Genomic DNA, 12,390 nt, shown 5'->3' on the forward strand with positions numbered 1-12,390 from the left:
TCACTGTCAAGCGAGAAGGAGGCCAAAAAATGGATTATCGCGAGCGGCGGAAGGCTCAGGCCAAACAGACGGAGCAGGCCATCCTTCAGGCGGCGATGGAGCTGTCCCACGAGGACAGCTTCGACCATGTGTCCATCCGGGACATCTGCCGCCGGGCCGGTATTACCACCGGCGCTTTTTATCACCATTTCAAGTCAAAGGAAGATATGCTGGTGCGGGGCTTTGCCTCCCTGGACGCCTACATGGAGCGGGCCCTGGACGGCCATGAAAAGGACGACCCGGTATCCCGGCTGTGGCTGCTGCTGTCCAGCTACGCCGGGTTTATGGAGGAGGAGGGCCATGAGCTGGTGGCGCGGTACTATGTCCACCGCCTCTCCAACCCCTCCTTTGAGTCCATGGACCCCTCCCGCTTCACCCACCGGGCCATGCTGGAGTGTCTGCGGCAGACCAGGGACCTGGGGCGGCTGATGCCGGGCAAGTCGCCGGAGTGGGTGGCGGATTTTCTGTTCCGCCACTTCCGGGGCGTGGCCATTGACTGGATTCTCCACCAGGGCTCCTACCCATTATTGCCCAAGCTGGAGCAGGACTATCAGTTCTTCGCCCAGATCTTCCAGCGCACAGCGTAATAATAAAACAGGGGCGCGTCCTGTGACGCGCCCCTGTTGCTGTCTTTACCACTTGTTTTCCACCCGCTCGGCAAAGCCCATAAAGTTCCGCAGCTCCACCGCTGTGCCGTCGTCCAGCACCGTCCGGCCGGTGAAGCGGCCGAACACCTGGTGCTGGTCGGACTTGAGCACCCCCACGCTGGTGCAGGCCGCCCGGTCCAGAACGGGCTGGAAGTCCATTTCAAAGCGGCCGTCGTCGCTGGTAAAGGTCCAGTTGGCCATGTAGTCGTACCGGCCGCCCTTTTGTGGGATGTGAAAGGCCACCCTGGAGAGCTTATGGGCCTTTCCGCCGTAAAAGAGCATGTTCTCGGTGGCCGCCGAGGTGTCCCCGAAGCCGTAGCCGATGTTGAAGCCGAAGGGCACCCCGTCCGCCAGGCCGGAGGCGGAGCCCCAGTACCAGGTGTTGTGGTAGGTCCACACCCCACGGCCCCAGTCCAGGGTGCCGAAGGAATCCTCCGGACGGAAGGTATATGTCTTATCCCCCAGGGTGACAGCCCCGGAGGCCCGCATGCAGTTGATTTTCTGGTTGTAGTAGAAATGCCCCGGCTTGTCAAAGGGGGTGCAGATAACCATGGACTCCTCCGGCTCGTCGGTGAGCACCACCCGGGCGTCCAGCGCCTGACCGTCCCGGAAATTGTCCATGTGGGCCACCAGCAGCCGTTTGTCCCCGCTGGCCCGGAAGAAGAGGCCGTACCCCTTCCCTGACACCGCCGTGTCCCCCTGTTCGGATGTGGAGGGCAGGCCGGTGCAGCCCATAGGCAGAAGCCGCATGGGGCTCTTTGTTACCTGCCAGCCCTGGTCAAAGTCCAGGAGGGAGATGGAGTCCAGGCCCATATAGGAGTTGTCCGCAATGGTGAGGGCCAGGGCGAAATGGTCATTCATCACCAAGTAGTAGTCCCACTCCTTCAGCCGGGTGAGCCCTCCCTTTACCTTGCTGCGGTCGTACACCGGCAGAAGCCGTCTGGCATATCCCGCCTCCGTCAGGCTTCCCTGTTCGTCCAGCAGGGGGATGGGTGCTGTAATCTCATGCTGCTCCACGGCGCTCCCTCCTTTTTCTTCATTATATCCCACCTGTCTCCCCGGAGCAAGCGGGCATAGGGACAACCTGGGGAAGCATATCCTGTCTGGACGGGAGGTGGGAGCATGATATCCAGACTGCTGGCCAGACAATGGGTGCGGGACGCCATTCTGGGGCTGGCCCTGCTGTGCGCCACCCTGGGGCTGATGCTCTATCCCCAGGAGTGCATGTCGGCGGCCAAGGACGGCCTGACGTTGTGCTACAATGTGATCATTCCCTCCCTGTTTCCCTTCTTTGTCCTCTCCTCTCTGGTGGTGGAGCTGGGACTGGCGGGCTACCTGGGCAGGGCGCTGGAGAAGGTCATGCGCCCTCTGTTCAATGTCAGCGGCGCCTGCGCCTCCGCCTTTGCCCTGGGCTTTATCGGCGGCTACCCGGTGGGCGCCAAGACCGCCATCAGCCTCTACGAGAAGGGCATGTGCTCCCGCACCGAGGCGGAGCGGCTGCTCTCCTTCTGCAACAACTCCGGCCCCGCCTTCATCCTGGGCGTGGTGGGAGCCGGAGTGTTCGGCAGCAGCAAAGTGGGGCTGCTGCTCTATCTGGCCCACGCCGCAGCGTCGGTGTGTGTGGGGATTCTCTTCCGCTTCTATAAGGCGGGCGGCGCCAAACGGGACAGGGAGCGTCCGGCGCCCCGGTTTCAGGCCCAGCGCTTTACCGCTGCCTTTACCGGGTCCATCAAGAACTCCTTCCTCTCCACCCTCAACATCTGCGCCTTTGTGGTGTTCTTCACCGTGGTCATCCGGCTGCTCTTTCTGTCCGGGGTACTCTCCGGACTGTCCTGGGTCCTGGGGACCCTGCTGTCCCCCCTGGGCTTCTCCCAGGAGTGGGCGGAGCGGCTGCTCACCGGCTTTCTGGAGATCTCCTCCGGGGTGTGGACCCTGTCCGGCTCCGGGGCGCTGGCGGGACGGCTGTCCATGGCCGCCTTCATGCTGGGCTGGGCCGGGGTGTCCGTCCACTGCCAGGTGCTGTCCTTCATCGGCGGCAGCGGCCTGAGCGTGCGGACCTATCTGGTGGGAAAGCTGCTCCATGGCGGACTGTCCGCCCTGTTTGTGGCCGCACTGTTCCGGCTGTTCTCCTTTGACGCCCCCGCGGCCGCCTACCTGGCCGACCAGGTGGCCTCCATCGCCGGGCTGGACTTCCGCACCGCCCTGGTCATCTCCACCGTGTCCGCCTGGGTGGTGTGGCTGCTCTTTTTCGCCGCCGCGGCCGCCTACCTGGCCGACCAGGTGGCCTCCATCGCCGGGCTGGACTTCCGCACCGCCCTGGTCATCTCCACCGTGTCCGCCTGGGTGGTGTGGCTGCTCTTTTTCGCCGCCGCTGCCGCCGCCATCCGCCGCTGCCGGAGGGCTTAAAGCCCCTTTTTCCCCTTCTTCCCGTTTTTTGTGGAAAATCCCGCTGAAATGCGCTATACTGTTATCCAAGAAAAGAAACGCCTTCCGGAGGGAACTGCCATGCTGTTTCAAAAATCCATTGAGCCCCGCTGCGCCTACTGCACCCGCTCCGCGCCGCTGGATGAGGACACCCTGCTGTGCGCCAAAAAAGGGGTGGTGTCCCCGGGAAACCACTGCCGCGCCTTTCAGTACGACCCCTTCAAGCGTATCCCCCCCAGGCCGGTGGCCCCCGACTTCAGCAAGCTGAAGGACGAGGATTTCAAGCTGTAAGTTCATAAAAAAGAGGCCGGAGCAGCTGCTCCGGCCTCTTTTTTGTCTCTATCAGCGCTCCCACTTCTCCACCAGGGCGCGGATCTGGTCGGCAAACTTGGCCAGGTCCTTGTTGGTGCCGCCCTTGTTGTGGCGAATGGCCTCCATGAGCTTCTCTCCGGCCTCCTCCAGACGGCGGTAGGCGGGAGAACCGGCGTCCTGAGGCACAGCCTTCTTGGGCTGGGGGATGCCAGCCGCCAGCACCTTGCCCGAGAGCAGGTCGTAGACCTCCTCATACTCGGGGGCGTGGGCGGAGAAGCCCTGCTCCCGCAGGGTGTTGGCGTAGATCTCGGTGACCTCCGAGTCGCCGTGGACCACAAAGACCTCCTTGGGTCTGGGGTTATAGTAGTTAATCCAGGCCAGCAGGCCGTTCCGGTCGGCGTGGGAGGACAGGCCGTGGCACTGGGTGATCTCCGCGTTGACGGCGATGGTCTCACCGAACAGCTTGACCTCCTGGGCCCCCTCCAGCAGGCGGCGGCCCAGGCTGCCCTCGGCCTGATAGCCCACAAAGACCACGCTGCACTCGCTGCGCCACAGGTTGTGCTTCAGGTGGTGGCGGATACGGCCGGCGTCGCACATACCGGAGGCGGAGATGATGACCTTGGGGGTCTTGTCGGCATTCAGGGCCTTGGACTCCTCGCTGCTCTCCACCAGTGTGAGGCCGGGGAAGGTGAACAGAGCTTCGCCGTCCCGCACCACCTCCAGGGCCTCCTCATCCAGGTAGCCGTGGAGGTCGCCGGAGAAGATACGGGTTGCCTCACGGGCCAGCGGGGAGTCCACGCAGACCTGGAAATTGGGGGCGTTGGGGGCCAGATTCTCCTCCTTGATCTCCCGGATAAAGTAGAGCAGCTCCTGGGTGCGTCCCACTGCAAAGGAGGGGATCACCACGTTGCCGCCCCGGCCCAGGGTGCGGTCGATGATGGCCGCCAGCTCCTCCTTATACTCCCCCTTGCCCTGGTGGAGCCGGTCGCCGTAGGTGCTCTCGGTGAGGACGTAGTCCGCCTCCTGGATGTACTGAGGGTCACGGATGATGGGCTGGTCGTGGTTGCCGATGTCGCCGGAGAAGACAATCTTGCGGGTCTGCCCCTCCTCGGTGAGCCACAGCTCCACGCTGGCCGAGCCCAGCAGGTGCCCGGCGTCGGTGAAACGGAGCTTGGCCGTTCCGGGGATCATGTCCAGCTCCTGGCCGTACTCGCAGGAGACCAGCTGCTTCAGGGTCAGCTCCGCGTCCTCCAGGGTGTAGAGTGGCTCCACCGGCGGACGGCCGGCACGCTTGCCCTTCTGGTTCTCCCACTGGGCGTCGCTCTCCTGAATGTGGGCGGAGTCCCGCAGCATGATGGACAGCAGCTGGGCGGTGAGACGGGTGCAGTAGATGGGGCCGTCAAAGCCCTGCTTGACCAGCAGCGGCAGACGTCCCGAGTGGTCGATGTGGGCATGGGTCACCACAACGGCGTCGATATACCCGGGCGTAAAGTCCAGCCGGCTGTTGTCCTGCTCATCCCGCCCCTGCTGGAGTCCGCAGTCCACCAGAATCCGCTTTCCGCCGCACTCCACACAGTGACAGCTTCCGGTTACCGCCTTGGCCGCGCCGAAAAAGGTCAGTTTCATACCAGGCACCTCCTTTTATACTTCTGGCTTCATTGTACCCTCCCCGCCAGGGAAATGCAATCAGGAGGTGGGCCGCAGCGCGTAGAATTTCCTTCCGTTCGCGGATTTTCCCGCCTCACCGGATGCTATCCACCGCCAGGCGCTGGACATAGGCGGAGAGCGTACGGTAGGACGGGCAGAAAATCCGACGCCCGGCCGCCAGGGAGAGGGCCTCGTTCCAGTCCGTCAGGTTGTAGGTATCCAGGCTCTGGGTGGTCAGAAGGGTGAGCAGCCACACCGGGTCGGGGCGGTCCACGCCGTGCCGTTCCCGGAGGCGGCGCAGAATGGGGTTTTCCATGGGTATCCCGCCTTTCTCCTCCCCATTCTATGCACCCCCAAGACCGGAAGAGCCATCATGAACGCAAAAAGAGCGGGGGATACGCTCCCCCGCTCTTTAGTCTGGTGTTTCTTACACCACCTGGGCCTTGATCAGGTTGGTAGTGCCGCTCTTGTACCCCACGGAATTCATTCCGCGGGGACCCCGTTTTTTCATCTGCTGGGGCGGAGTGAATCCGCCCCGCATCAAGCCTTTGCCTCAGGCAAAGGCTTGGAATCGGCAAGAGCGTGGGAAGTCTCCCCCGCTCTTCGGATTGGTGCTTCTTACACCACCTGGGCCTTGATCAGGTTGGTGGTGCCGCTCTTGTACCCCACGGAGTTCATTCCGTGGGGACCCCGTTTTCTCATCTGCTGGGGCGGAGTGAATCCGCCCCGCATCAAGGCTTTTGTGTAGCAAAAGCCTTGGGATCGGCAAGAGCGGGGGATACGCTCCCCCGCTCCTCGGTTTGGTGCTTTTTTACACCACCTGGGCCTTGATCAGGTTGGTGGTGCCGCTCTTGCACCCCACGGAATCCATTCCGCGGGGACCCCGTTTTTTCATCTGCTGGGGCGGAGTGAATCCGCCCCGCATCAAGGCTTTTGTGTAGCAAAAGCCTTGGGATCGGCAAGAGCGGGGGATACGCTCCCCCGCTCTTCGGTTTGGTGCTTTTTTACACCACCTGGGCCTTGATCAGGTTGGTGGTGCCGCTCTTGCCGATGGGCACGCCGGCGGTGATGACCACGGTGTCGCCGCACTTCACGGCGCCCTCCTTGCGGGCCACCTCCACGCTCATGGAGAACAGGCGGTCGGTGGAATCCACAAAGCCGGTCAGGTAGGAGTGGACGCCCCAGGAGATGGCCAGCTGACGGCGAATCTTCTCATTCTGGCACACGGCCACGATGGGGCAGGCGGGACGGAAACGGGAGATGACCTTGGCGGTGTAGCCGGACTCGGTGGGCGCCAGGATGGCGGTGGCGTTCAGGTCCATAGCGGTCATGCAGCAGGTGTGGGTGATGGCGTCGTTGATGGTGGAGACGCCGGGCTGGAGGCTGTGCTCACGGAAGCGGCCCCAGTAGTTGATGGCGGACTCGGCGGCCTTCACGGTGGACACCATGGCCTCAACAGCCTCGATGGGGTACTTGCCGGAGGCGGTCTCGCCGGAGAGCATCACACAGGAGGTGCCGTCGAACACGGCGTTGGCCACGTCGGAGACCTCGGCACGGGTGGGACGGGGATTGCGGATCATGGAGTCCAGCATCTGGGTGGCGGTGATGACGGGCTTGCCAGCCATGGTGGTGGCCTTGATCATCTTCTTCTGGAGGATGGGCACCTCCTGAGCGGGGATCTCCACGCCCAGGTCGCCGCGGGCCACCATAACGCCGTCGGAGGCCTGGATGATCTCCTCCAGGTTGTCCACGCCCTCGCGGTTCTCAATCTTGGAGATGATGCGGATGTTGTCGCCGCCGAACTCGTGCAGGCAGGCGCGGATGTCCTCCACGTCGCTGGCCTTCCGGACGAAGGAAGCGGCAATGAAGTCGAAGTCGTTCTCAGCGGCGAACTTCAGGTCCTCCTTGTCCTTCTCGGTGAGAGAGGGCAGCAGGATGTGGACATTGGGGATGTTGATGGACTTATTATTGGACAGGGGGCCGCCGTTCTCCACCACGCAGACGATCTCCTGGCCCTTGATCTCCTGGACCAGCAGGTCGATCAGGCCGTCGTCCACCAGGATGTGGTTGCCGGGAGCCACCTCGTTGTGCAGGTTGGCATAGGTAACGGAGACACGCTCGGAGGTGCCCTCGCACTCAGCGGTGGTGAGGGTGAAGATGTCGTCCTTCTTCAGCTCGATGCGGCCGTCCTTGAAGGTCTTGATGCGGATCTCGGGGCCCTTGGTATCCAGGATAGCAGCCACGGGGATACCCAGCTCATCCCGGACGCGCTTGAGCTTGGTCAGCTGAGCCAGGTGGCTCTCGTGGGTACCGTGAGAGAAGTTGAAGCGGGCGGCATTCATGCCGGCAAGGATCAGCTTACGGATCATTTCCTCGCTGTCCACTGCGGGACCCAGCGTGCAGATAATTTTTGTCTTTCTCATATCAGACATGGCTGACATACCTCCATATCGGTGGTTATATTTCAGGATTTGAATATCTTTGCGGGATAATCATACTACAAAGGCGGCGGTTTGAAAAGAGGTAATCGTTACAATACAAAAAGATTTAACATTTTCCTTAATCGTCAATTTATCCATACTGCTTCCAGCAATTTCCCATTTATATGTTTCATATCCCCTGTTAAGTCTTTGCTTATTCCATTTTCTCTTTGATGCCGCATTAGCGCTCTGCCTCAAAAAAGAGCGCCGTGCCGGGCGGGCACAGCGCTCTTCTTGTCTCTTGTTATTCCGCTTTTTCCTCATCCTGGGGAGCAGTCTCCAGCTTGGACACAGTGGCCCATTCCACCCGGCGGTCGTTGAGCTCCTCCACCCGGATATGGAGGCCGCAGGCGTCCACCTCAGGGTGACTGCCGTCCTCCGGAATGACCGCCAGCTGGGCAAACACCAGGCCGCCCAGGGTGTCATACTCCTCATCCTCAGGCAGCGCCACGTCCAGCGCCTCGGCCACCTCCTCCAGGTCGGCAGAGCCGGCGATGCGCCACAGGTTCTCTCCCCGGGGGATAATCTCCTGCTCGTCCTGGGGGTCAAACTCGTCGTAGATGTTGCCTACAATCTCCTCCAGCAGGTCCTCCATGGTGATGATGCCGCTGGTGCCGCCATACTCATCCACCACAATGGCCATGTGGATTTTCTTGGTCTGCATGTCCCGGAACAGGACGTCGGTCCGCACGGACTCAGGCACAAAGTAGGCAGGCTTCAGCAGGTCCCGGAGGGGCTTGGGCTCCTTCTCCCGGGCGTTGAGCAGGTAGGTGCGGGTATTCAGAATGCCGATGATGTCATCGGCGTCCTCCTCGTAGACCGGAAACCTGGTCAGCCCTGTCTCCTGGATGGTGCGGATAATCTCTTCATCGCTGTCCCTGGCCCACAGCATCACCACGTCGGTGCGGTGAATCATGACATCCTCAGCGGTCATGTTGTTGAACTCGAAGATGTTTTCAATCATCTCCTTCTCGCCCGACGCAATAGCCCCCTTCTCCTCGCCGATATCCACCATCATGCGAATCTCCTCCTCGGAGACCTGATCCTCCTCGGCGTTGGGGTCAATATGTAGCAGGCGCAGTACGCCGTTGGTGGACACGGTCAGCAGCCAGATAAGGGGCCGCATCACCGCCGCCAGGCCGGACACCACCCCGCAGGTAAACCGGGCCACCTGCTCCGCCTTCTGCATGGCCACCCGCTTGGGTACCAGCTCGCCCAGCACCAGGGTGAAGAAGGAGAGGATGATGGTGATGATCACAACCGCCAGAGTATTCACCGCCGCAGCGGCAGCGGCGTCCAGCTGCCACTTCACCACGGCCCAGTCCCGGATGCGGCCGGCAAAGTTGTCCGCCGCAAAGGCCGAGCCCAGGAAGCCGGCCAGGGTGATGCCGATCTGGATGGTGGAGAGAAAGCGGGTAGGAGTCTCTACAATCTTCAGCAGCTTGGCCGCCTTCTTGTCGCCGTCCTCCGCCTGACGGCGCAGGATATTTTCATTCAGCGAGATGACCGCAATCTCCGTGGCGGCAAAATACGCGTTGACCATAATCAGAACCAGCTGCAGCAGCAATTGGGGCCATATGGGGTCCGATGACACAGAAATTCCTCCTAACAATATTCAGACAGTTTGGCGTCTCCGCCTTTGTCGCAGAATTATATCATAGCTGCGATAAAAATTCACTACTTTTTGCAAAAATCTTACACTTCCAATTTTCTGCGCCCTTCTTCATCAAAATGGGTGCGCATCGGCCCGGCCCATGTTATAATGATGTCTGCTGAATCAGCCTCCGCGGGGCTTATGTGTCATGCACCGGCATATCCCATGGATAAAGCCTGCCATTGGAGGTTGTTTTATTTGATGTTCAGACATTTTTTCAAATGGGGGATGCCCTGTGAATACGCTCCGGGGCCGCCTGCCCAACTGGGTCGGGCAGCCTGTGATTTTTGTGAAATGGCTTGTCTTCGCCTGCCTCATCGGCCTTGTCTGCGGCGGTGTGGGCACCCTGTTCCACTTCGCCATTGACGCCGCCGCCGAGCTGCGGGCGGAACACCACTGGATTTTGTGGCTGCTGCCCGCCGGCGGCGCCCTCATCGTCCTGCTCTACCGCTGGTGCGGCATGGAGAAGGACCGGGGCACCAACTTCGTGCTGGTGGCCGTGCGGGAGAACGAGCCCCTCCGCCTGCGCACCGCGCCCCTCATCTTCGCCGCCACCGTCATCACCCATCTGGTGGGCGGCTCCTCCGGCCGTGAGGGTGCGGCCCTCCAGCTGGGCGGCTCCATCTCCTCCAAAATCGGCCGGTGGATGGGCCTGGACGACAAGGACAGCCGGGTCATCACCATGTGCGGTATGTCCGCCGCCTTCTCCGCCCTCTTCGGCACCCCCCTGGCCGCTGCCGTGTTCTCCATGGAGGTGGTGAGTGTGGGCGTCATGTACTACGCCGCCATTGTCCCCTGCACCATCGCCTCCCTGGTGGGTGTGGGCGTGGCCTCCTTCTTCGGCGTACCCCCCACCGTCTACGACCTCACCGGCGTGCCCGCCCTCGGCATTGTTACCGCCCTCCAGTGCGTGGGCATGGGCGTTCTCTTCGCCCTGCTGTCCATCCTGTTCTGCCGGGTCATGCACATGGCCCCCAAGCTCTACAACAAATTCATCCCCCGGCCCGTTCTCCGGGCTGCGGTGGGCGGCGCCCTGGTCATTGCCCTGACCTATCTGGTGTGGCTGTGGAACCCGGGCACCTACGACTACAACGGTGCAGGCGCCGGGCTCATCACCCAGGCCATCGGCGGCCAGGCCCGGCCTGAGGCCTTCCTGCTGAAAATCCTCTTCACCGCCGTCACCCTGGGCGCCGGCTTCAAGGGGGGCGAGATTGTGCCCGTGTTCTTCACCGGTGCCACCTTCGGCTGTGTGGCCGCCCCCTTCCTGGGCCTGCCCGCCACCTTCGGCGCGGCCCTGGGTATGACGTCGGTATTCTGCGGCGTCACCAACTGCCCTATGACCTCCCTGTTCCTGGCCTATGAGCTCTTCGGCGGCCAGGGTCTGCCCCTCTTCGCCCTGTCCTGCGCCGTGTCCTACATGCTCTCCGGCTATTATGGCCTGTATAGCGAGCAAAAAATCGTGTATTCTAAGTTCAGACCGGAATTTATTGATAAAAAGGCGGAATGAACCATGGAACAGATACTCTTTTACAATGGAACCATCCTCACCATGGAGGACGGCCCCGCGCCCCAGGCGGTGCTGGTGGAGGACGGCGTTATCCGGGCCGTGGGTTCTCTGAGTGAGCTGGAGGGACTGGCCCCCGCCGCCCGGCGGCGGGACCTGTCTGGCCGCACCCTGATGCCCGCCTTTCTGGACCCCCACAGCCACCTGACCGCCCTGGCCTCCACCCTGGACCTGTGCCCCCTGGGCAGCGCCGCCTCCTTCGGGGACATCGCCCGGCTGCTGCTGGCGTTTCAGAAGGAGCGTCACATGGCCCCGGACCAGTGGCTCATCGGCTTCGGGTATGACCACAACGTGCTCGCGGAACGCTCCCAGCCCGACCGGCACGCCCTGGACGGGGCCTTCCCCGAGACCCCGGTGCTTATCTCCAACGCCTCGGGCCACATGGGTGTGGCCAACTCCGCCGCCCTGAAGCTGCTGAACATCACCGCCGACACCCCCGATCCGGAGGGGGGCAGAATCGGCCGGGAAGCCGACGGCCGCACCCCCAGCGGCTACCTGGAGGAGAACGCCTTCATCCGCCTTGCCTCCGCTATGCCCGGCCCCTCGCCGGAGCAGGCGGCCCGCAATGTGGAGCGGGCTGAGGAGATCTACCTCTCCCACGGCATCACCCTCATTCAGGACGGCCTCACCGATACAGGGCGGTACGCCCTGCTCTCCGCCGCCCGGCTGAAAACCGAGGCGGTGGGGTACGCTGACCTGAAAAACACCCCCGAGCTGATTGCCAAGCCCCACATCGGCGGGTATAAAATTTTCCTGGACGGCTCTCCCCAGGGCAGAACCGCCTGGATGCTGGAGCCCTACGCCTCCAACACCCCCGAGCAGCCCGACTACCGGGGCTATCCCATCTACTCCGACGAGGAGGTCACCGGCTTTGTCCGCACCGCCCTCACCCAGGGCAGACAGCTGCTGGCCCATTGCAACGGAGACGCCGCAGCGGCGCAGTATATCCGCTGCTGCCGGGTCGCCCAGAAGGAGACCGGCCTCAGAATTGCGGATATCCGGCCGGTGATGATCCACGCCCAGCTGGTCCGCCGGGAGCAGCTGGAGGAGATGAAGGAGCTGGGCATCATCCCCTCTTTCTTTGCCGCCCACCTGTGGTACTGGGGAGACGTCCACGCCGAAAACTTCGGCCCTGACCGGGCCGCCTCCATCAGCCCCCTGGGCTGGGCGGAGGAGCTGGGCCTCCCCTTCACCCTCCACCAGGATACGCCGGTTATCCAGCCCGATATGCTGGAGACCGTGTGGTGTGCCGTCAACCGCCTGACCCGGGAGGGCAAAACGCTGGGCCCGGCGCTGAAGGTGTCCCCCATGGCCGCCCTCCGGGCGGTCACCCTACACGCCGCTTACCAGTACTTCCGTGAGGACACTCTGGGCTCCATCCGCCCCGGCAAGCAGGCCGATCTCATCGTCCTCTCCGCCGATCCAACGGCGGTGGCCCCCATGGACATCCGCTCCATCCAGGTAGTGGAGACCATCCACGCAGGCAAAACGGTCTGGCAGGCCTGACCCTTTCCTCTTCCTCCTCCCCCGCGCTGGACGGCCCCATGGGTCCGCGCGCTTCTGAAAGGTGGTTTTTCCTTGAACATCTTTGATATCATGGGCCCTGTCATGGTGGGGCCCATC

The 12,390-nt window shown here is 62.5% G+C and carries 10 protein-coding genes; 5 read left to right on the top strand and 5 right to left on the bottom strand.

Annotated elements, in window-relative coordinates:
* Positions 1–29: 29 nt before the first annotated feature.
* Positions 30–626, top strand: coding sequence for a TetR/AcrR family transcriptional regulator (locus tag ACOX7T_RS12440; protein WP_294548566.1), 597 nt, complete (start codon positions 30–32; stop codon positions 624–626).
* A 45-nt stretch (positions 627–671) separates the two neighbouring features.
* On the opposite strand, the gene ACOX7T_RS12445 is transcribed toward ACOX7T_RS12440, so the two are convergent.
* Positions 672–1,703, bottom strand: coding sequence for a DUF2804 domain-containing protein (locus ACOX7T_RS12445; RefSeq protein WP_433443217.1), 1,032 nt, complete (start codon positions 1,701–1,703; stop codon positions 672–674).
* Between the two features lie 105 nt (positions 1,704–1,808).
* Here ACOX7T_RS12445 and ACOX7T_RS12450 point away from each other — a divergent pair, with 105 nt between their 5' ends.
* Entirely contained in the window at positions 1,809–3,092 is a 1,284-nt protein-coding gene (locus tag ACOX7T_RS12450) for a nucleoside recognition domain-containing protein (RefSeq protein ID WP_433443220.1), read from the top strand.
* Positions 3,093–3,191: 99 nt separating this feature from the next.
* Entirely contained in the window at positions 3,192–3,401 is a 210-nt protein-coding gene (locus ACOX7T_RS12455) for a hypothetical protein (protein WP_433443222.1), read from the top strand.
* Between the two features lie 51 nt (positions 3,402–3,452).
* On the opposite strand, the gene ACOX7T_RS12460 is transcribed toward ACOX7T_RS12455, so the two are convergent.
* The 4 genes from ACOX7T_RS12460 to ACOX7T_RS12475 form a co-directional block, all read right to left on the bottom strand.
* Positions 3,453–5,048, bottom strand: coding sequence for an MBL fold metallo-hydrolase RNA specificity domain-containing protein (locus tag ACOX7T_RS12460; protein ID WP_433443224.1), 1,596 nt, complete (start codon positions 5,046–5,048; stop codon positions 3,453–3,455).
* Positions 5,049–5,163: 115 nt separating this feature from the next.
* Entirely contained in the window at positions 5,164–5,385 is a 222-nt protein-coding gene (locus ACOX7T_RS12465) for a hypothetical protein (protein WP_433443226.1), read from the bottom strand.
* A gap of 688 nt (positions 5,386–6,073) precedes the next feature.
* Complete coding sequence (gene pyk / locus ACOX7T_RS12470; protein WP_433443229.1) at positions 6,074–7,501, bottom strand: pyruvate kinase; 1,428 nt, start codon at positions 7,499–7,501, stop codon at positions 6,074–6,076.
* A 292-nt stretch (positions 7,502–7,793) separates the two neighbouring features.
* Entirely contained in the window at positions 7,794–9,143 is a 1,350-nt protein-coding gene (locus ACOX7T_RS12475; protein ID WP_433443232.1) for a hemolysin family protein, read from the bottom strand.
* 295 nt (positions 9,144–9,438) lie between these two features.
* Here ACOX7T_RS12475 and ACOX7T_RS12480 point away from each other — a divergent pair, with 295 nt between their 5' ends.
* Complete coding sequence (locus ACOX7T_RS12480) at positions 9,439–10,710, top strand: chloride channel protein (protein ID WP_433443235.1); 1,272 nt, start codon at positions 9,439–9,441, stop codon at positions 10,708–10,710.
* A 3-nt stretch (positions 10,711–10,713) separates the two neighbouring features.
* On the top strand, positions 10,714–12,273 hold the full coding sequence (locus ACOX7T_RS12485) for an amidohydrolase (protein ID WP_433443238.1): 1,560 nt from the start codon (positions 10,714–10,716) through the stop codon (positions 12,271–12,273).
* Positions 12,274–12,390 lie beyond the last annotated feature (117 nt).

The organism is Pseudoflavonifractor sp. (genome assembly GCF_050943825.1).
GTDB lineage: Bacteria > Bacillota > Clostridia > Oscillospirales > Oscillospiraceae > Pseudoflavonifractor.

Bases quoted from the DNA above. Each gene is read 5' to 3' on its own strand.
- ACOX7T_RS12440 (WP_294548566.1), top strand. From the start codon at position 30: ATGGATTATCGCGAGCGGCGGAAGGCTCAGGCCAAACAGACGGAGCAG.
- ACOX7T_RS12450 (WP_433443220.1), top strand. From the start codon at position 1,809: ATGATATCCAGACTGCTGGCCAGACAATGGGTGCGGGACGCCATTCTG.
- ACOX7T_RS12455 (WP_433443222.1), top strand. From the start codon at position 3,192: ATGCTGTTTCAAAAATCCATTGAGCCCCGCTGCGCCTACTGCACCCGC.
- ACOX7T_RS12460 (WP_433443224.1), bottom strand. From the start codon at position 5,048: ATGAAACTGACCTTTTTCGGCGCGGCCAAGGCGGTAACCGGAAGCTGT.
- ACOX7T_RS12465 (WP_433443226.1), bottom strand. From the start codon at position 5,385: ATGGAAAACCCCATTCTGCGCCGCCTCCGGGAACGGCACGGCGTGGAC.
- pyk (WP_433443229.1), bottom strand. From the start codon at position 7,501: ATGTCTGATATGAGAAAGACAAAAATTATCTGCACGCTGGGTCCCGCA.
- ACOX7T_RS12485 (WP_433443238.1), top strand. From the start codon at position 10,714: ATGGAACAGATACTCTTTTACAATGGAACCATCCTCACCATGGAGGAC.